Source organism: Rhizobium sp. MHM7A (genome assembly GCF_005862215.1).
Lineage (GTDB): Bacteria > Pseudomonadota > Alphaproteobacteria > Rhizobiales > Rhizobiaceae > Rhizobium > Rhizobium bangladeshense.
Genome location: NZ_VCHT01000004.1, coordinates 250036 through 267894 on the forward strand (window position 1 = coordinate 250036; position 17859 = coordinate 267894).

The window sequence follows — 17859 nt, forward strand, 5'->3', positions numbered from 1 at the left end:
CGGAGGCGGAAATGACCAAGACCGTTCTTTGCTATGGTGACTCGCTTACCTGGGGTTACGACGCCGAGACGATCGGCCGTCATGAGTACAAGAATCGATGGCCGAGCGTGCTTCAGGCAGCGCTCGGCAGCGACGCGCGTGTCATCGCCGAGGGGTTGAACGGCCGCACGACCGCTTTCGACGACCACCTTGCCGATTGCGATCGTAATGGCGCACGCATCCTGCCGACGATCCTGCAGACGCATGCGCCGCTCGACCTCGTCATCCTTCTGCTCGGCACCAACGACATGAAGCCGGTCGTGGCCGGTTCTGCCTTTGCCGCCTGCCAGGGCATCAGCCGGCTCGTGCGGCTGATCCGCAATCACGCCTGGCCTTTCGAATTCGATGGGCCGGAGATCCTGATCGTGGCGCCGCCGGCGATCTGCGCGACGGGCAACGTGCCCTTCGCCGCATCCTTTCCCGGCGGCATCGAGGAATCGGCAAAGCTCGCAACGCTTTATCGCGATCTTGCCGACGAACTCGGTTGTGGCTTTTTCGACGGTAATTCCGTCGCCAAGACTACGCCGATCGACGGAATTCACCTCGATGCGGAAAATACGCGTGCACTCGGACGCGGGCTGGAATCAATCGTGCGGATGATGCTGGGGATCTGAGAGTGACCGCCTTCGTTGCCCTCCGGCAGGCCTCGCGGCGGGATGCCTCGGAGCTGGCAATTCTGGCGGATATTGCCTCGCATGGCTTTGCCTCCTGGCTCTGGTTCGCCGACGTGGCGAAGGGCGTGAGCGACACGCCGCTGGAGCGGGGCAGGCTGAAGATGAGTGAGGAGGAGGCCGTCGGAGGCTGGCGGGACGCGGTGGTCGCCGAGGCCTATGGCGAGGTCGCAGGTGTGGCGATCGGCCATGCGCTGGATGAAGACATAAGCGATATCGAGGTGACCATTCCGGCGACCGAGCCGATGCTCGCCTTGCAGAAGACGGTTGTGGGAAGCTGGTTCATCGGCAGTCTCGGCGTTTACAGCCACCTGCGCGGCATCGGCGTCGGACAGAGGCTGCTGGAGGATCAGATCGAAAGGGCCGATCGGCGGCCCGTCAGTCTGATCACCGCAAGCGACAACGAAGCGGCTTTGTCGCTTTATGGAAGAAACGGATTCTTGGAGGCTGCGCGCGCTGATGCCGTGCCGCTCTTCGAAAACAGCAAGAGGCACGCGTGGGTGCTCATGACCCGCAGCGCAGCGTAACAAAGGCAGGAAACACATGGCTGAATCCTACGACGTCATCATCATCGGCTCCGGGCCCGGCGGCTATGTCGCCGCCATCCGTGCAGCCCAGCTCGGCCTCAAGACGGCGATTGTCGAGCGCGAGCATATGGGCGGCATCTGCCTGAACTGGGGCTGCATACCGACCAAGGCGCTGCTGCGTTCGGCCGAGGTGCTCGACCACTCCAACCATCTCAAGGATTACGGCCTCGTTCTCGAGGGCACCGTCAAGCCGGACGCCAAGGCGGTCGTTGGCCGCTCGCGTGCTGTCTCTGCCCGCCTCAATGCCGGCGTCGGCTTCCTGATGAAGAAGAACAAGATCGACATCATCTGGGGCGAGGCGAAGCTTTCGAAGCCCGGCGAGATCGTCGTCGGCAAGTCTTCTAAGCCTGTCGTCGAACCGCAGCACCCGCTGCCGAAAAACGTCAAGAGCGGCGAGGGCACCTATACCGCCAAGCACATCATCCTTGCGACCGGCGCCCGTCCGCGCGCGCTGCCGGGCATCGAGCCCGACGGCAAGCTGATCTGGACCTATTTCGAGGCGCTGAAGCCGGATGTGCTGCCGAAGTCGCTGATCGTCATGGGCTCGGGCGCGATCGGCATCGAATTCGCAAGCTTCTATCGTTCGATGGGCGTCGACGTCACGGTCGTCGAAGTCATGCCGACCATCATGCCGGTCGAGGACGCCGAAATCACCGCCATCGCCCGCAAGCAGCTGGAAAAGCGCGGTCTCAAGATCTTCACGAGCGCCAAGGTGACCAAAGTCGAGAAAGGGGCGGGCAGCATCACCGCCCATGTCGAGACTGCAGACGGCAAGGTGCAGCAGATCACCGCCGACCGGATGATTTCGGCCGTAGGCGTTCAGGGCAATATCGAAAACCTCGGCCTCGAGGCACTCGGCGTCAAGACCGACCGCGGTTGCGTCGTCGCCGATGGTTACGGCAAGACCAATGTCGCGGGCATCTATGCGATCGGCGACGTCGCCGGCCCGCCGATGCTGGCGCACAAGGCGGAGCATGAGGGCGTCGTCTGCGTCGAGAAGATCGCCGGCCTGCCGAATGTTCATCCCACCGACAAGGGCAAGGTCCCCGGCTGCACCTACTGCGATCCGCAGGTGGCCTCCGTCGGCCTGACCGAAGCCAAAGCCAAGGAGCTGGGCCGCGATATCCGCGTCGGCCGTTTCTCCTTCGCGGCGAACGGCAAGGCGATCGCGCTCGGCGAAGACCAGGGCATGGTGAAGGTGATCTTCGACAAGAAGACCGGCGAGCTGCTTGGCGCCCATATGGTCGGCGCCGAAGTCACCGAACTCATCCAGGGCTTCGTCGTCGCGATGAACCTCGAAACGACCGAGGAAGAGCTGATGCATACGATCTTCCCGCATCCGACCGTGTCCGAGACGATGAAGGAAGCGGTACTCGATGCTTATGGGCGTGTGCTGAACGCGTGAGAATTTCCGGGGGCGCCCTTTTTTGCATGAGTGGGAAGCCGCTCCGGTCGGGTGGAAAAAGCGAAAGGAAATCATCATGTCTATGGAGACGCAGGCGTTGCTGGTGTTTTTGCTGATCGGCCTGGTTGCGGGTTTCCTGGCCAGTCTCGTCGTCGGTGGCGGCGGGTTGATCAGATGCCTGTTGAGCGGCATCATCGGCGCCTTCGTCGGCGGCTATCTGTTCAGCGCGCTCGGCATCTCGCTGGGCATTGAAAATGCGCTGGTGGTGCAGATCATCCATGCCACGGTCGGCGCCATCATCGTGGTGCTGGTTGCCAGGGCGGTCGCATAGGATAAATGGCTCAAGCAAGGGCAGGGCGGGAATGGAAAGCGTAGGCTGGATTTCGGCAATCATCATCGGTGGGCTTGCAGGCTGGCTCGCCGGTAAGCTGATGGACGCGCGATACGGAATTTTCCTGAATATCGTCCTCGGCATCGTCGGCTCGGTCGTCGCCACCGCCATCCTCGCCCAATTTCACGTCCAGCTTGCCGGCGGACGGCTGGGATATTTCGTGACGGGTTTCCTCGGGGCCTGCCTGCTGATATTCCTTGCGCGACTGGTGCGGCGCTGATTGCGACGCGCTTTGGAGACTGTGCCGCATAAGGCGGCGGAAAGCTGATACTGCAATGGTGACTATTCTCGACACGATCAATCCCGACGCCAAACGCGTACGTCATCCGGAGAAGGCGCATCGTCCCGATACCGAGGTCATGCGCAAGCCGGACTGGATCCGCGTCAAGGCGCCGACCTCCAAAGGTTATGCCGAGACGCGCGCCATCGTGAAGGAGCACAAGCTCGTTACCGTCTGCGAGGAGGCAGGCTGCCCGAATATCGGCGAGTGCTGGGACAAGAAGCACGCGACCTTCATGATCATGGGCGAGATTTGTACCCGCGCCTGCGCCTTCTGCAATGTCGCGACCGGCAAGCCGAACGCGCTCGATATGGCCGAGCCCGAAAACGTCGCCAAGGCGGTCCGGGAGATGGGCCTCAGCCACGTCGTCATCACCTCCGTCGATCGTGACGATCTCGAAGACGGTGGCGCCGAGCACTTCGAAAAGGTGATCTGGGCGATCCGTGCCGCCTCGCCGGCAACGACGATCGAGATCCTGACGCCGGACTTCCTGAAGAAGCCGGGTGCGCTGGAGCGCGTCGTCGCCGCCAAGCCCGACGTCTTCAACCACAATATGGAAACGGTTGCCGGCAACTACCTGACGGTTCGCCCCGGCGCCCGCTATTTCCACTCCATCCGCCTGCTGCAGCGGGTGAAGGAGCTCGATCCCACCATGTTCACCAAGTCGGGCATCATGGTGGGCCTCGGCGAGGAGCGCAACGAAGTGCTGCAACTGATGGACGACCTGCGCACGGCCGATGTCGACTTCCTGACGATCGGCCAGTACCTGCAGCCGACCCGCAAACACCACAAGGTTGAGAGCTTCGTCACGCCCGAGGAGTTCAAGTCCTACGAGACGGTCGCCTACAGCAAAGGCTTCCTGATGGTTGCATCTAGCCCGCTGACCCGCTCGTCACACCATGCTGGCGATGATTTTGCCCGGCTGAAGGCGGCGCGCGAGAAGAAGCTGCTGATCGCTGCTGAATAAGGTTGGAGTGCTTGTTTTGTCAGACTGCTGATAAAGCGGCTAACCCACGCTTCGGCTGCTCGGACTCGTCTCACTGCTGCCCGATTCGCGCCGATGGCTGCCCCTCACCCTAACCCTCTCCCTGCAAAAAAACGGGGCGAGGGGACGTGCCCTGCGAGAGGACAGCGAGGGGCGGAGGTCGCGACATATTCCCTTCGCCCCGTTTACGGAGAGGAGGTGCCGGCAGGCGGATGAGGGGCAACCCGCGGCGATCTCCTTGGCGGAGGTGTCGCGTTTGAGGCGACGATGAAAGTCATATCCGGATCAAAATCGACGCTTGCCGAAGCCGACCGTATCCTGGTGATCGGCTGCCCCGGCAGCGGTAAGAGCACGCTTGCAAGAAAGCTCTCGCAAGCGCTCGGCCTTCGCTACATCTCCATGGACCGCGACTTCTACTGGCTGCCGGGTTGGAGAAAGAGGCCGCGCGGCGAGATTGACCGTCTAATGGGCGATGCCGTGGCGGAAGAACGCTGGATCATGGATGGAACCGGCCTCAGCTCCTTCCATCTTCGCCTGCCTCGGGCTGATTTCGTCATTTGGCTTCGCCCGTCAAGATATTCATGCCTCTACGGCGCCGTCTCAAGAACGTTGCGATATTTCGGACGTAACCGTCCCGAACTGCCTGCCGGCTGCCCTGAGCGCCTCTCGCTGGATGCGCTTGCCTATATCTGGAATTTCGAGCGGGACGGCGTGCCACTGATTGAGGCAGCACTTCGGGATCATGCAGCCGGCATCCCCGAACATGGCCCGGATGTGCCGGTTCTTCAGCTAAAATCCCGCCGCCGGATGCGCGAACTCCTTGATCTTCTGGACCGGCCCGCTTAAGTGCCGCCTATGCCGCAATTCGAAACGCACCGTTCCGTCCCGCACACGCCCGACCAGATGTTCGATCTCGTTGCCGATGTCGAGCGCTATCCGGAATTCCTGCCGCTCTGCGAGGCGCTTTCCGTCAAGAGCCGCAGGGAGCGCGACGGCAAGATCCTGCTCGTGGCCGACATGACCGTGGGTTATAAGGCGATCCGCGAGACCTTCACGACCCAGGTGCTTTTGAACCGGGCCGAGCGCGTTATCGAGGTCAAATATATCGATGGCCCGTTCAAATATCTCGAAAATCGATGGCATTTCGGCGAAACGCCGGCTGGCGGCTGCACGATCAATTTTTTCATCGATTATGAGTTCAAGAGCCGCATATTGGGCGCGCTGATGGGCTCTATGTTCGACCGCGCCTTCCGTATGTTCACTGAAGCTTTCGAGACAAGGGCGAACAGGATTTACGTCACGGTGCAATAGACGATCGCAGCCGGGATCAACTGGCGAGGAGAGAATGCACCATCTCCAGCGCCGTCCGCACCGTTGCCAGCCGCACCGCGCTGCGGCCGATATCGCCGTAAAGCATCTTTCGGTGGACGAGTGCGCCGGTCCGCGATTTGGCGGCGAGATGCACGAGCCCGACTGGTTTTTCCGCCGACCCGCCACCGGGGCCTGCAATGCCGGTGACGGCGATGGCGATCGCGGCGCGCGAGCGGAAGAGGGCGCCATGCGCCATCTGCCGGGCGGTCTCTTCGGAAACCGCCCCGAAGCCGAGCAGTGTTTGCTCCTGCACTCCGAGCATCTCGATTTTGGCCGTGTTCGTGTAGGTGACGAAGCCGCGGTCAACGACGGCGGACGAACCCGAAATTTCGGTCAACGCCCCGGCGATCAACCCGCCGGTGCAGGATTCGGCGGTCGAGATCATCAGCCCGGCAGCGGTGAAGTCGCGGATGATCGCCGCGGCTGCCGAATGGATGTCCTCGGGAAAAAGACTCATCGCTTCATTCCCCGATAGACGACGGTCGCCGTGGCGATCGCCGCTATGCCTTCGCGCCGGCCGACGAAGCCGATCTTCTCATTGGTCGTCGCCTTGACCGAGCAGCGTTCGAGATCGATGCCGAGATATTCGGACAGTCTTGCCCGCATGGCCTCGCGATGCGGGCCGATCTTCGGCGCCTCGGCGATCAGCGAGACGTCGGCATTCATGATCGTGCCGCCGCGCTCGCGCACGATCCGGGCGGCATGCTCGATGAATATCTTCGAAGCCGCTCCCTTCCATTGCGGGTCGGACGGCGGGAAGTGATCGCCGATATCGCCGGCGCCGCAGGTGGCAAGCAGCGCGTCGGTCAGCGCATGCAGCGCGACGTCGGCATCCGAATGGCCTTTGAGCTTCTGATCATGCTCAATGAACACGCCGCAGAGTGTCACGCCGTCGCCCGGTTCGAGCTGGTGTACGTCATAACCGTTACCGGTGCGCACGTCGGGAAGCAGCGAGGCCGACAACTTGTCGTCGGCCATGGCGATATCGCGCTTGACGGTCAGCTTGACGTTATCGCCTGTGCCCTCGACGATCGTCACAGGAATGCCGGCCCATTCGGCGATCGAGGCGTCGTCGGTAAAATCGTTTCGCCCGCTCTCCGCTGCCTTCTCGTGCGCGTCGAGGATAGCTGCGAAGGCGAAGGATTGCGGCGTCTGCGCCGCATAGAGGTGCTCGCGCGAGACTGTCGCCAATACGGTGCCGGCGCTGTCGGCGCGTTTCAAGGTGTCGGTGACCGGCATGGCCGGCAGCACCGCCTGCGCGCCGTCGGCAAGGCGCTCGGCAATGCGGTCGAGAAGCCCATGGTCGAAGAAAGGCCGGACCGCATCGTGGATCAGCACATGGCTGACATTCTTGTCCTTGAGGTGTCTGAGGCCGGCAAGCACCGACTGCTGCCTAGTCGCACCGCCACGCACCGTTTCGATCGGTGTCGCCGAGATGATATGGCGAAACGCTCTCGCAAACAGCGCCTCGTCATCGGGGTGAATGACGACGACGATCTCAACTGCAGCTTCCCATGTCATGAAGTTTTCAAGCGTGTGGACGATAACTGGCTTGCCGCCGATCATGCGATATTGCTTGGGGCCTTCCGTGGAGGATCCTGCGCGCTCGCCGCGGCCGGCGGCAACGATGACAATTCCAGCCGATATCGGTTGCTTGGACGGCATTTGCGGCATAAATCCCCTAAATCATGCGGAATTGACCGGAGTCTCTAACCTCTTGCTTTGGCCTTTTCCAGCATCTGCCCAAAAAATATCGATTCCGGCCCGAGCCCCCTTGGCAAAGGCGTGGATCTGTGGCTAAAAATAATGCAGTTCTATGGTGTGCCTGAAAGATAATCATTTGATTTGCAAGAATCTCGCAGCGCCTTTCCGAATCGGGCCCGTGTCCGTGCGGAACCGCGTTGTGCTGGCGCCGATGTCCGGCGTCACGGATATGCCCTTCCGTGAGCTTGCCTGGCGCTTCGGCGCCGGTCTTGTCGTCACCGAGATGGTGGCGAGCCGCGAACTGGTCAATGATACGGCCGAATCCTGGGCGCGGCTGAAGGCTGCCGGTTTCCGGCCGCATATGGTGCAGCTCGCCGGGCGCGAGGCGCACTGGATGGCGGAAGCGGCGAAGATCGCTGCCGATCATGGCGCCGATATCATCGACATCAACATGGGCTGCCCGGCAAAGAAGGTGATCGGCGGGTATTCCGGCTCGGCGCTGATGCGCGATCCCGACCACGCGCTCGGCCTCATCGAGGCGACGGTTAAGGCCGTGGAGATTCCGGTGACGCTGAAGATGCGCCTCGGCTGGGACGAGAATTCGATCAACGCGCCCGACATCGCGCGCCGCGCCGAGGCGGCCGGCATTCAGCTCGTCACCATTCATGGGCGCACCCGCATGCAGTTTTACGAAGGCCGCGCCGATTGGGATGCGATCCGCGCCGTTCGCGGGGTGATCTCCATTCCGCTGATCGCTAATGGCGATGTCGAAACCGCCGGGGATGCGCAGGAGATTCTACGCCGCTCCGGCGCCGATGCCGTCATGATCGGCCGGGGCTGCCAGGGCAGGCCGTGGCATGCCGGTGTGCTCGCCGGAGCGGCGGAACCGCGGCGCGAAGATATTCCCCATATCGCCGTCGAACATTACCGGATGATGCTCGATTTTTACGGCGAGGCGGTGGCGATCCGCCATGCCCGCAAGCATCTCGGCTGGTATCTCGAGCGGTTTGCTCCCGCGGTTGCCGGTGGCGAGAAGGCAGACATCATGACCTCGCGTGACCCGCGCGAGGTAGCGGCGCGCCTTTATGACGCGCTGGCCGCAGGTGCGCTCGACAGCCAGGAGGCGGCATGACGAAGGATATGATATCGCCGCCCGACCATGCCGGCGGAACCGTCGCCATGGCCGTGCTGAACGCCATCCAGAACCCAGTCGTCATGGTCGACGAATCCGGCTTTATCGCCTTCGCCAATTGGGAGGCGGAGGCCTTTTTCGGCGCCAGCGCCTCACATCTGGCACGATACCGGATCTCGACCTTCATTCCCTTCGGCAGTCCGCTGCTCGCCCTGATCGACCAGGTGCGCGAGCGCAAGGCGCCGGTCAACGAATACCGCGTCGACCTGAGTTCGCCGCGCCTCGGCCAGGACAAGCTCGTCGATCTCTACGTCGCCCCCGTGCTCAGCGAGCCCGGCGCCGTCGTGATCGTCTTTCAGGAACGTTCGATGGCCGACAAGATCGACCGGCAGTTGACGCACCGGGCCGCCGCCCGCTCGGTGACCGGTCTCGCCTCAATGCTGGCGCATGAGATCAAGAATCCGCTCTCCGGCATCCGCGGTGCTGCCCAGCTGCTCGAACAATCCGTCATCGATGACGACCGCGCGCTGACGCGGCTGATCTGCGACGAGACGGATCGCATTGTCTCCCTGGTCGACCGCATGGAGGTCTTTTCCGACGAGCGTCCAGTTGACCGCATGCCGGTCAATATCCATTCCGTGCTCGATCACGTGAAGGCGGTCGCCAAGGCGGGATTTGCCCGCAATATCCGCATCACCGAGAGTTACGACCCGTCGCTGCCGGCGGTCTACGCCAATCGCGATCAGCTTGTTCAGGTGTTCCTCAACCTGGTGAAGAACGCCGCCGAAGCCGTCGGGGATCGGCCGGACGGCGAGATCATGCTGACGACGGCCTATCGCCCCGGCATCCGTCTGTCGGTCGCCGGCACGCGTGAAAAGATCTCGCTGCCACTGGAATTCTGCGTCCACGACAATGGCCCCGGCGTGCCGGCCGACCTGTTGCCGCATCTCTTCGATCCCTTCATCACCACCAAGACGAATGGCAGCGGCCTTGGCCTAGCATTGGTCGCCAAGATCATCGGCGATCACGGCGGCATCATCGAATGCGACAGCCAGAACAGCCGCACGACTTTCCGCGTTCTCATGCCGGCGTCGAAGGACGCCTCGCTCGAGGATGCTTCTTCCGCAAGCTCGACAGGACCTTCTCGATGACAGCCACGATCCTCGTTGCAGATGATGATGCGGCCATCCGCACCGTGCTCAACCAGGCTTTGAGCCGCGCCGGTTATGACGTTCGCATCACCTCCAACGCCGCAACCCTCTGGCGCTGGATTTCGGCGGGCGAGGGCGATCTTGTCGTCACCGACGTGGTGATGCCCGATGAAAACGCCTTCGACCTCCTGCCGCGGATCAAGAAGGCCCGTCCCGATCTCCCAGTCCTCGTCATGAGCGCGCAGAACACCTTCATGACCGCCATCAAGGCCTCGGAGAAAGGCGCCTACGACTATCTGCCGAAGCCCTTCGACCTAACCGAGCTGATCGGCATCATCGGCCGGGCGCTGGCCGAGCCGAAGCGCAAGCCCGCCAAGCTCGAAGAGGACATGCAGGATGGCATGCCGCTCGTTGGCCGCTCGGCGGCGATGCAGGAAATCTACCGTGTGCTCGCCCGCCTGATGCAGACCGACCTGACTCTGATGATTACCGGCGAGTCCGGCACCGGCAAGGAGCTCGTCGCCCGCGCCCTTCATGATTACGGCAAGCGCCGCAATGGCCCCTTCGTCGCGATCAACATGGCGGCGATCCCGCGCGACCTGATCGAATCGGAACTCTTCGGCCACGAGAAGGGTGCCTTCACCGGCGCGCAGACCCGCTCGACCGGCCGCTTCGAGCAGGCCGAAGGTGGCACGCTCTTCCTCGACGAGATCGGCGACATGCCGATGGACGCCCAGACGCGGCTTCTGCGCGTGCTGCAGCAGGGCGAATACACCACGGTCGGCGGACGCACGCCGATCCGAACCGACGTGCGTATCGTCGCCGCCACCAACAAGGACCTAAAACAGGCGATCAACCAGGGCCTCTTCCGCGAGGATCTCTACTATCGCCTCAACGTCGTGCCGCTGCGTCTGCCGCCGCTGCGCGACCGCGCCGAGGACATTCCAGATCTGGTGCGCCATTTCATCCAGCAGGCGGAAAAGGAAGGCCTCGGCTCCAAGCGCTTCGATCAGGAAGCGCTGGAACTGATGAAGGCCTATGCCTGGCCGGGCAACGTCCGCGAGCTGGAAAACCTGATCCGCCGCCTGATGGCGCTCTATCCGCAGGATGTCATTACACGCGAGATCATCGATGCCGAGCTGCGCTCGGATGTGCCCGACAGCCCGATCGACAAGGGGCCGATCCGCAACGGCTCGATGACCATCGCTCAGGCGGTCGAGGAGAACATGCGCAGCTATTTCGCAAGCTTCGGCGAAAACCTGCCGCCGCCGGGCCTCTATGACCGTGTGCTGACCGAAATGGAATATCCGCTGATTCTCGCCGCCCTGACTGCGACGCGCGGCAATCAGATCAAGGCGGCCGATCTTCTCGGCCTCAACCGCAACACCTTGCGCAAGAAGATCAGGGAACTCGGGGTATCTGTTTATAGAAGCTCCCGCACCGCCTGAAAAAAGGCGGTGGGCTCCTCGTTTGCCCACCGCCACCTCCTCCCAGTATCCGCCGCTACGGTCGGGAACAGAAATCAATCTATCCGAGCCAGAGTTCGGTTTGTATCTGCGCCGGCAAACAAAAACGCAGTGTCATTTGACAGTCACATAGTATTTGCGGGCTATTGTTTGACGCCGGGCAAATGTCATTGAAGTTGCTGCGGTCGTGGTCACCGCGCCTGTGGATAGGCTGTGGATAACCGGTGGAAGAGAGGGTCGGTCAGTGGGCGAATGCGTCCCAGATTGTGCTTGGATGTTGCCTATCCGTTCCGAATCTCGTCATCTGCCGTTGCTGCTGTCGACTTCCGCCGCAACTGTCGTCGCCAGCATGCCATGGGCGCTCCGACCAAGGTCGTGGAGCGCCCTTTTCTTTGCCACCGGGCTGACCGGCGCTGCGACATGATGTTTCATGGCGGTTCGATTTGTCGGGCTTGGGCTCGCATATCGTTGCTGGTGCCATAGATTACGCGCATCGATCGCCGGTCGATCGCGCGAGGCCGACATCGGTAGCGGTCGACACATGTTCATAATCTCCGGGAGCTGCGTGATGGAATATCGTCGTTTGGGAAAGTCGGGTCTGAAGGTGAGCGAGTTCTCCTTCGGCTCATGGGTTACTTTCGGAAAGCAGGTGAACGGCGGTGACGCCGTCGATCTCATGCGGCTGGCCTATGACAACGGGGTGAACTTCTTCGACAATGCCGAAGGCTATGAAAGCGGTAAATCCGAGATCGTCATGGGCGAGGCTCTCAAATCGCTTGGCTGGAGCCGCGACAGCTTCATCGTCTCGAGCAAGGTTTTTTGGGGAGGCCAGAAACCAACGCAACGCGGCCTCTCGCGCAAGCACGTGACCGACGCCTGCCATGCGGCGCTGAAGCGGCTTCAGGTCGATTACCTGGACCTTTATTTCTGTCACCGCCCGGATATCGACACGCCGATCGAGGAAACCGTCCGGGCCATGCATGATCTCGTCGCCCAGGGGAAGGTGCTCTATTGGGGAACGTCCGAATGGTCCGCACAGCAGTTGACCGAGGCCTATGCGGTTGCCCGGGACCTGCGCATCACGCCGCCCGCCATGGAGCAGCCGCAGTACAACATCTTCGAACGCCAGAAGGTCGAGGCTGATTATCTCCCGCTCTACGACCTGATCGGCCTTGGCACCACAATCTGGTCGCCGCTCGCCTCGGGCGTCCTCACCGGCAAATACAATAACGGCGTGCCCGCCGACAGCCGCATGAACCTGCCCGGCTACGAATGGTTGAAGGAAAAATGGTCGAGCGATTCCGGCCGCGCCCAGCTCAGGCAAGTGGGCGAACTCGCAAAACTCGCGGACGAGATCGGCTTGTCGATCACTCATCTCGCGCTGTTGTGGTGCCTCGCCAATCCGCACGTCTCCACCGTCATTCTCGGCGCCTCGCGCGCCAGCCAACTGCAGGATAATCTCGCGGCCCTCTCACACAGGCACAAGCTGACGGCTGATGTGTTGGAGCGGATCGACCTGATTGCCGGCAACAAACCCGAAGGCCCCCGCCGCTTCTAAACAGTCGCCAAAACTCTGAGGCTGCGGGTGCCGCTTGGCTTGACAACGTGGCGAGGCGCGTTGCATTTTCGCCACAATGCGTTGCTTAGAGGTCACGCAAGGGTTTTAGAGATTTCGCTCCCGATCGAGTCGTTCCGACGCTGGCTCTCCTGAGCCGGCGTTCTTTGGTTTCGATCGGATGGCGGGACGGCGGCGTGCCGTCTGAAGAGAGGCCGAATGACGCAGGATGGGATAGCGCCGGCGGCGGGCGAGGCGGTGACGACGGTGACCGATCGCCGCGCCCTTTTCGCCGTGCCCGGCCTCGTGCTCGCAGGCGGCGCGCTTCTCTGCGCCACCGTGACGCTCTTCGTGCTGCTCGGCCTGACGCCGATCGCGCCGACCTCGCATGTCGTCATCACCTCGGTGATCGTCAATTCCTTCTTCGTCCTGACGCTGCTGGCGCTCATCGCCCGCGAGGTGGCAAGGCTGCTCAAGGCGCGCACACGGGGCAGGGCGGCCGCACGCCTGCACATCCGCATCGTCGTGCTCTTCTCGATCGTCGCGATCACGCCGGCGATTCTCGTCGCCATCTTCGCCAGCATCACGCTGAATGCCGGCCTCGACCGCTGGTTTGCGCTGCGCACCCAGTCGATCGTCAGCTCGTCGCGCAATATCGGCCAGGCCTATATGATGGAGAACGCCAGCTACCTGCAGGGGCAGACGGTCTCCATGGCCAACGACCTGGAGCGCAACCGCGCCCTCTACAGTCTCGACAGGACGGGCTTTGCCGAGCTGATGACGCGCCAGGCGAGGGGCCGCGGTCTGCTTGGCGCCTTCCTTGTCGAAAGCGACGGTTCGGTGGTCGTCCAGGCCGATATCACCACGGAAAAACCGTTGCCGGCCATTCCGCAGGATGCGTTGGAAAAGGCGGCGGCCGGCCAGCCGACGCTCATTCCGCCCGGCGTCACCAACCTCGTCGGCGCCATCATCAAGCTCGATGCCATCCAGGGCACCTTCCTCTATACCGTGCGCGCCGTCGATCCCAAGGTTATGGGCGCCATGCGCATGATGGAGGAAAACGCCACCGAATACCGCTCGATGGAGGCCAACCGCTTTTCGTTGCAGATCGCCTTCGCCGTGCTCTACATCGGCTTCGCGCTGATCGTGCTGCTTGCGGCGATCTGGACCGCGATTGCAGTCGCCGACCGCATCGTCCGGCCGATCCGCCTGCTGATCACGGCGGCCGACAGCGTTGCATCGGGCAATATGGACATCGTCGTGCCGGTGCATGCCGTCGACGGCGACGTCGCCAATCTGTCGCGCACCTTCAACAAGATGATCTCGGAGATCCGCACCCAGCGCGACGAGATCCTCGAGGCCAAGGACGAGGTCGACGACCGCCGGCGCTTCATTGAAGCCGTGCTGTCAGGTGTTACCGCCGCCGTCATCGGCGTCGAGCAGGACCGCCGCATCGCCATCGTCAACAGTTCTGCCGAAACGCTGATGTCGCTATCGGCCGACGAGATGCTCGGCAAGCAGCTGGCCGACATCGCGCCCGAGATCGACCAGGTTCTGACCGAGGCGGCGGTGCGTCATCGCGGCGATTTCCGCAAGCAGATCGCGCTTGTGCGCGGCGGCACGGTGAGGACGCTGAGCGTGCAGGTCACTCGCGAGGAAGTGCGCGACATGAGCGAATCCTACGTGATCACGCTCGACGATATCACCGATCTCGTCATCGCCCAGCGCTCCACCGCCTGGGGTGACGTGGCAAGGCGCATCGCCCACGAGATCAAGAATCCGCTGACGCCGATCCAGCTGTCCGCTGAGCGCATCCAGCGCCGCTACGGCAAGCAGATCAACCAGGACGACCGCACCGTCTTCGACCAGTGCACGGATACGATAATCCGCCAGGTCGGCGATATCGGCCGCATGGTCGACGAATTCTCCGCCTTCGCCCGCATGCCGAAACCGACCAAGGAGGCGAGCGACCTGCGCGATATCCTGCGCGATGCGATCTTCCTGCGCGAAATGGGCAATCATCACGTCACCTTCCAGCAGGAGTTCGGCGATCAGCCGCTGGAGGGCCTGTTCGACAGTCGCATGCTCGGCCAGGCCTTCGGTAATCTCATCAAGAATGCGGTGGAGTCGCTCGAAGCTGTTCCGAGCGACGAACGGGATGAACGCAAGGTGCTTGTCCGTGCCGCGCTCGATGCCGGCCGCGATCGATTCACAGTCGACGTGATCGACAATGGCCGCGGTCTGCCGGTGGAGAACCGCCACAGCATTCTGGAGCCCTACATGACGATGCGCGAGAAGGGCACGGGCCTTGGTCTGGCCATCGTCAAGAAGATCATCGAGGAACATGGCGGGCAGCTGGAGCTGCATGACGCGCCCGCCGATTTCGACCGGGGGAGAGGGGCCATGATCCGCGTGCATCTGCCACGCCTGGATCCGACGCCCGCTGCCCCCGCAGCCAATGACAAGGAAAGCGTTTATGGCCTCTGATATTCTCGTCGTCGATGACGAGCACGATATTCGCGAGATCGTTTCCGGCATTCTCTCGGACGAGGGACACGAGACGCGCACGGCTCATGACAGCGACAGCGCGCTGGCGGCGATATCCGATCGCGTGCCGCGGCTGATCTTCCTCGATATCTGGATGCAGGGCAGCAAGCTCGATGGCCTGTCGCTGCTCGACGAGATCAAGACTCGCCATCCCGATCTGCCCGTGGTGATGATCTCCGGTCACGGCAATATCGAGACCGCCGTCTCGGCGATCAAGCGCGGCGCATTCGATTTCATCGAGAAGCCCTTCAAGGCCGACCGGTTGATCCTGATCGCCGAACGCGCCCTCGAAAATTCCAAGCTCAAGCGAGAGGTCTCCGAATTGAAGCGGCGCACCGGAGACGCCTTGGAACTCATCGGCACTTCGGTTGCCGTCTCGCAGCTGCGCCAGACGATCGAGAAGGTATCGCCGACCAACAGCCGCATTATGATTCTCGGCGCGTCCGGCTCCGGCAAGGAGCTGGTGGCCCGGATGATCCACAAGAAGTCTGCGCGCGCCAATGGCCCCTTCGTCGCGCTGAACGCCGCCAACATCACGCCCGATCGCATGGAAGTGGCGCTCTTCGGCACCGAGGGCACGCCCGGCCAGGCTCGCAAGATCGGCGCACTCGAGGAAGCCCATCGCGGCATCCTTTATCTTGACGAGGTCGGCGAGATGCCGCGTGAGACGCAGAACAAGATCTTGCGCGTGCTGGTCGATCAGCAGTTCGAGCGGGTCGGCGGATCCAAGCGCGTCAAGGTCGATGTCCGCATCATTTCCTCGACGGCCTATAATCTCGAGAGCCGGATCGCCGAAGGCTGGTTCCGCGAGGATCTCTATCATCGCCTGGCCGTCGTGCCGGTACGCGTGCCGCAGCTGGCCGAGCGGCGCGAGGATATTCCCTTCCTCGTCGATCAGCTGATGCGCCAGATTTCCGAGCAGGCCGGCATCCGTCCGCGCCGCATCGGCGACGACGCCATGGCGGTGCTGCAGGCGCATGACTGGCCCGGCAATATCCGCCAGCTGCGCAACAATATCGAACGGCTGATGATCCTTGCCCGCACCGACGGCCCGGATACGCCGATCAGCGCCGACATGCTGCCGACCGATCTCGGCGACATGCTGCCCAAGGTTTCGGCCAAGAACGATTATCACATCATGACGTTGCCGCTGCGCGAAGCCCGCGAGATGTTCGAGAAGGATTATCTGATCGCCCAGATCAACCGCTTCGGCGGCAATATCTCGCGCACCGCCGAGTTCGTCGGCATGGAGCGTTCGGCGCTGCACCGCAAGCTGAAGTCGCTAGGCGTCTGATTTATCGGCGCGGTCCGCCCGCCGCGCCGCGTCTCTCCCACATCCCGAAGACCAGGTTTCCCATGCCGAGAATTGCCTATGTGAACGGCCGCTATGTCAAGCATAGGGATGCCAGCGTGCATATCGAGGACCGCGGCTACCAGTTCGCCGATGGGGTCTATGAGGTCTGCGAGGTCCGTCACGGTTATATCGTCGATCTCACGCGCCACCTGAACCGTCTCGACCGTTCGCTCGGCGAGCTCAGGATCGCCTCGCCGATGAGCCGGGCGGCGCTGACGCAGGTCATCCGCCAAACACTGCGCCGCAACCGCGTCCGCAACGGGCTTTTCTATTTGCAGGTGACGCGCGGCGTCGCCCGCCGGGACCATGTCTTCCCGGCCGAGGGCACGCCTCCCTCGCTTGTGATAACCGCCAAAAGCACCGATCCAAAGATCATCGCCGCCAAGAATGCCAACGGCATCAAGGCGATCACCGTCACCGACAACCGCTGGGATCGCGTCGACATCAAGTCTGTCGGTCTGCTGCCGAATGCCATGGCCCGCCAGCAGGCCAAGGAAGCCGGTGCCCAGGAGGCGATCTATGTCGATGGCGACGGCATGGTAAAGGAAGGGGCGGCGACCAATGTTTGGATTGTCGATTCGAATGGAACGCTGGTGACGCGCCCAGCCGAACACGGAATCCTGCGCGGCATTACTCGCACCACGCTGATGGATGTCGCTGCCAGGCTGGGCTTGAAGATCGCCGAGCGGAACTTCTCCGTTTCCGAGATGCTCGCAGCCCGCGAGGTCTTCCTCACGGCAGCCACAAGTATCTGTTTTCCGGTCATTTCCGTCGATGGTCTGCCTATTGCCAATGGCCATCCCGGCAGCGTCTCGCGGAGAATCCGCGAGGCCTTTTTCGACGTTGCGGAAAAGATTGCGATTTGATACCAAGATTTGCTGGACTGGCGGAATGAGGGTGCTGCCGTGTCTTGCATGGAGAGGTTGATTGATATTCTACCGGCCACGTTAGGTCGGCAATAAAGAAAGAAGCGGCGCGATGGCGGAACGTTCTCAGAATCTGCAGGACTTATTTCTCAATACTGTTCGCAAGCAAAAGATTTCCCTGACAATCTTTCTGATCAACGGCGTGAAACTCACGGGCGTTGTTACCTCCTTTGACAATTTCTGTGTTCTTCTTCGTCGTGACGGACACTCGCAGCTCGTGTATAAGCATGCGATCTCGACGATCATGCCGGGTCAGCCGATGCAGATGTTCGAGAGTGAAGAAGCCGCGTCCTAA

Annotated in this window: 19 protein-coding genes; 16 read left to right on the top strand and 3 right to left on the bottom strand. The window is 62.2% G+C overall.

What is annotated here, in order from left to right; all coding sequences use genetic code 11:
* The first annotated feature begins 11 nt into the window (after positions 1-11).
* From FFR93_RS17470 to FFR93_RS17505, 8 genes are all read left to right on the top strand, one after another.
* Positions 12-653 (top strand): SGNH/GDSL hydrolase family protein, encoded by a 642-nt coding sequence (locus FFR93_RS17470; RefSeq protein WP_138394149.1) that lies wholly within the window; start codon positions 12-14, stop codon positions 651-653.
* A 2-nt stretch (positions 654-655) separates the two neighbouring features.
* Entirely contained in the window at positions 656-1237 is a 582-nt protein-coding gene (locus FFR93_RS17475) for a GNAT family N-acetyltransferase (protein ID WP_138394150.1), read from the top strand.
* A gap of 16 nt (positions 1238-1253) precedes the next feature.
* Positions 1254-2702: a dihydrolipoyl dehydrogenase gene (lpdA, locus tag FFR93_RS17480; RefSeq protein ID WP_138394151.1), complete on the top strand. Its 1449-nt coding sequence runs from the start codon at positions 1254-1256 to the stop codon at positions 2700-2702.
* A 76-nt stretch (positions 2703-2778) separates the two neighbouring features.
* Complete coding sequence (locus FFR93_RS17485; RefSeq protein WP_011425215.1) at positions 2779-3033, top strand: GlsB/YeaQ/YmgE family stress response membrane protein; 255 nt, start codon at positions 2779-2781, stop codon at positions 3031-3033.
* Between the two features lie 31 nt (positions 3034-3064).
* A complete protein-coding gene (locus FFR93_RS17490) occupies positions 3065-3313 on the top strand; it encodes a GlsB/YeaQ/YmgE family stress response membrane protein (RefSeq protein WP_064709026.1) in 249 nt (82 codons plus the stop codon).
* Positions 3314-3368: 55 nt separating this feature from the next.
* On the top strand, positions 3369-4340 hold the full coding sequence (gene lipA / locus FFR93_RS17495) for a lipoyl synthase (RefSeq protein ID WP_138394152.1): 972 nt from the start codon (positions 3369-3371) through the stop codon (positions 4338-4340).
* A gap of 285 nt (positions 4341-4625) precedes the next feature.
* Entirely contained in the window at positions 4626-5204 is a 579-nt protein-coding gene (locus FFR93_RS17500) for an AAA family ATPase (protein WP_138394153.1), read from the top strand.
* 9 nt (positions 5205-5213) lie between these two features.
* Positions 5214-5669, top strand: a complete 456-nt coding sequence (locus tag FFR93_RS17505) for a type II toxin-antitoxin system RatA family toxin (RefSeq protein WP_138394154.1) — start codon at positions 5214-5216, stop codon at positions 5667-5669.
* Positions 5670-5685: 16 nt separating this feature from the next.
* Here the strand turns inward: FFR93_RS17505 and FFR93_RS17510 are convergent, their stop codons facing one another.
* Positions 5686-6186, bottom strand: a complete 501-nt coding sequence (locus FFR93_RS17510) for a CinA family protein (protein WP_138394155.1) — start codon at positions 6184-6186, stop codon at positions 5686-5688.
* Entirely contained in the window at positions 6183-7403 is a 1221-nt protein-coding gene (locus FFR93_RS17515; protein WP_138394156.1) for a bifunctional 2-C-methyl-D-erythritol 4-phosphate cytidylyltransferase/2-C-methyl-D-erythritol 2,4-cyclodiphosphate synthase, read from the bottom strand. The genes FFR93_RS17510 and FFR93_RS17515 overlap by 4 nt, the downstream gene beginning before the upstream one ends.
* 142 nt (positions 7404-7545) lie before the next feature.
* On the opposite strand from FFR93_RS17515, the gene dusB reads away from it, so the two are divergent.
* Genes dusB through ntrC form a run of 3 tightly spaced genes read left to right on the top strand, consistent with a single transcriptional unit; the run spans position 7546 to position 11164 of the window.
* Entirely contained in the window at positions 7546-8565 is a 1020-nt protein-coding gene (gene dusB, locus FFR93_RS17520; RefSeq protein ID WP_138394157.1) for a tRNA dihydrouridine synthase DusB, read from the top strand.
* A complete protein-coding gene (locus tag FFR93_RS17525; protein ID WP_064712830.1) occupies positions 8562-9716 on the top strand; it encodes a nitrogen regulation protein NR(II) in 1155 nt (384 codons plus the stop codon). Before dusB ends, FFR93_RS17525 begins: the two co-directional genes overlap by 4 nt.
* A complete protein-coding gene (gene ntrC / locus FFR93_RS17530) occupies positions 9713-11164 on the top strand; it encodes a nitrogen regulation protein NR(I) (protein WP_064709018.1) in 1452 nt (483 codons plus the stop codon). Before FFR93_RS17525 ends, ntrC begins: the two co-directional genes overlap by 4 nt.
* A gap of 318 nt (positions 11165-11482) precedes the next feature.
* On the opposite strand, the gene FFR93_RS41925 is transcribed toward ntrC, so the two are convergent.
* A complete protein-coding gene (locus tag FFR93_RS41925) occupies positions 11483-11614 on the bottom strand; it encodes a hypothetical protein (RefSeq protein WP_280951283.1) in 132 nt (43 codons plus the stop codon).
* Between the two features lie 136 nt (positions 11615-11750).
* On the opposite strand from FFR93_RS41925, the gene FFR93_RS17540 reads away from it, so the two are divergent.
* From FFR93_RS17540 to hfq, 5 genes are all read left to right on the top strand, one after another.
* Positions 11751-12740, top strand: a complete 990-nt coding sequence (locus tag FFR93_RS17540; RefSeq protein ID WP_138394158.1) for an aldo/keto reductase — start codon at positions 11751-11753, stop codon at positions 12738-12740.
* A gap of 216 nt (positions 12741-12956) precedes the next feature.
* A complete protein-coding gene (locus tag FFR93_RS17545; RefSeq protein ID WP_064709016.1) occupies positions 12957-15224 on the top strand; it encodes a PAS domain-containing sensor histidine kinase in 2268 nt (755 codons plus the stop codon).
* On the top strand, positions 15214-16578 hold the full coding sequence (locus FFR93_RS17550) for a sigma-54 dependent transcriptional regulator (protein WP_064709015.1): 1365 nt from the start codon (positions 15214-15216) through the stop codon (positions 16576-16578). The genes FFR93_RS17545 and FFR93_RS17550 overlap by 11 nt, the downstream gene beginning before the upstream one ends.
* A 62-nt stretch (positions 16579-16640) precedes the next feature.
* A complete protein-coding gene (locus FFR93_RS17555; RefSeq protein WP_138394159.1) occupies positions 16641-17504 on the top strand; it encodes a D-amino-acid transaminase in 864 nt (287 codons plus the stop codon).
* Between the two features lie 112 nt (positions 17505-17616).
* Positions 17617-17859, top strand: a complete 243-nt coding sequence (hfq, locus tag FFR93_RS17560) for an RNA chaperone Hfq (RefSeq protein ID WP_003539403.1) — start codon at positions 17617-17619, stop codon at positions 17857-17859.

Excerpts from the sequence above, each read along its gene's own strand:
- lpdA (WP_138394151.1), top strand. The coding sequence starts at position 1,254 with ATGGCTGAATCCTACGACGTCATCATCATCGGCTCCGGGCCCGGCGGC.
- FFR93_RS17500 (WP_138394153.1), top strand. The coding sequence starts at position 4,626 with ATGAAAGTCATATCCGGATCAAAATCGACGCTTGCCGAAGCCGACCGT.
- FFR93_RS17470 (WP_138394149.1), top strand. The coding sequence starts at position 12 with ATGACCAAGACCGTTCTTTGCTATGGTGACTCGCTTACCTGGGGTTAC.
- FFR93_RS17550 (WP_064709015.1), top strand. The coding sequence starts at position 15,214 with ATGGCCTCTGATATTCTCGTCGTCGATGACGAGCACGATATTCGCGAG.
- FFR93_RS17505 (WP_138394154.1), top strand. The coding sequence starts at position 5,214 with ATGCCGCAATTCGAAACGCACCGTTCCGTCCCGCACACGCCCGACCAG.
- FFR93_RS17545 (WP_064709016.1), top strand. The coding sequence starts at position 12,957 with ATGACGCAGGATGGGATAGCGCCGGCGGCGGGCGAGGCGGTGACGACG.
- FFR93_RS17525 (WP_064712830.1), top strand. The coding sequence starts at position 8,562 with ATGACGAAGGATATGATATCGCCGCCCGACCATGCCGGCGGAACCGTC.
- FFR93_RS17490 (WP_064709026.1), top strand. The coding sequence starts at position 3,065 with ATGGAAAGCGTAGGCTGGATTTCGGCAATCATCATCGGTGGGCTTGCA.
- ntrC (WP_064709018.1), top strand. The coding sequence starts at position 9,713 with ATGACAGCCACGATCCTCGTTGCAGATGATGATGCGGCCATCCGCACC.
- lipA (WP_138394152.1), top strand. The coding sequence starts at position 3,369 with ATGGTGACTATTCTCGACACGATCAATCCCGACGCCAAACGCGTACGT.
- FFR93_RS41925 (WP_280951283.1), bottom strand. The coding sequence starts at position 11,614 with ATGAAACATCATGTCGCAGCGCCGGTCAGCCCGGTGGCAAAGAAAAGG.
- hfq (WP_003539403.1), top strand. The coding sequence starts at position 17,617 with ATGGCGGAACGTTCTCAGAATCTGCAGGACTTATTTCTCAATACTGTT.
- FFR93_RS17515 (WP_138394156.1), bottom strand. The coding sequence starts at position 7,403 with ATGCCGCAAATGCCGTCCAAGCAACCGATATCGGCTGGAATTGTCATC.
- FFR93_RS17485 (WP_011425215.1), top strand. The coding sequence starts at position 2,779 with ATGTCTATGGAGACGCAGGCGTTGCTGGTGTTTTTGCTGATCGGCCTG.
- FFR93_RS17510 (WP_138394155.1), bottom strand. The coding sequence starts at position 6,186 with ATGAGTCTTTTTCCCGAGGACATCCATTCGGCAGCCGCGGCGATCATC.
- FFR93_RS17555 (WP_138394159.1), top strand. The coding sequence starts at position 16,641 with ATGCCGAGAATTGCCTATGTGAACGGCCGCTATGTCAAGCATAGGGAT.
- FFR93_RS17540 (WP_138394158.1), top strand. The coding sequence starts at position 11,751 with ATGGAATATCGTCGTTTGGGAAAGTCGGGTCTGAAGGTGAGCGAGTTC.
- dusB (WP_138394157.1), top strand. The coding sequence starts at position 7,546 with ATGGTGTGCCTGAAAGATAATCATTTGATTTGCAAGAATCTCGCAGCG.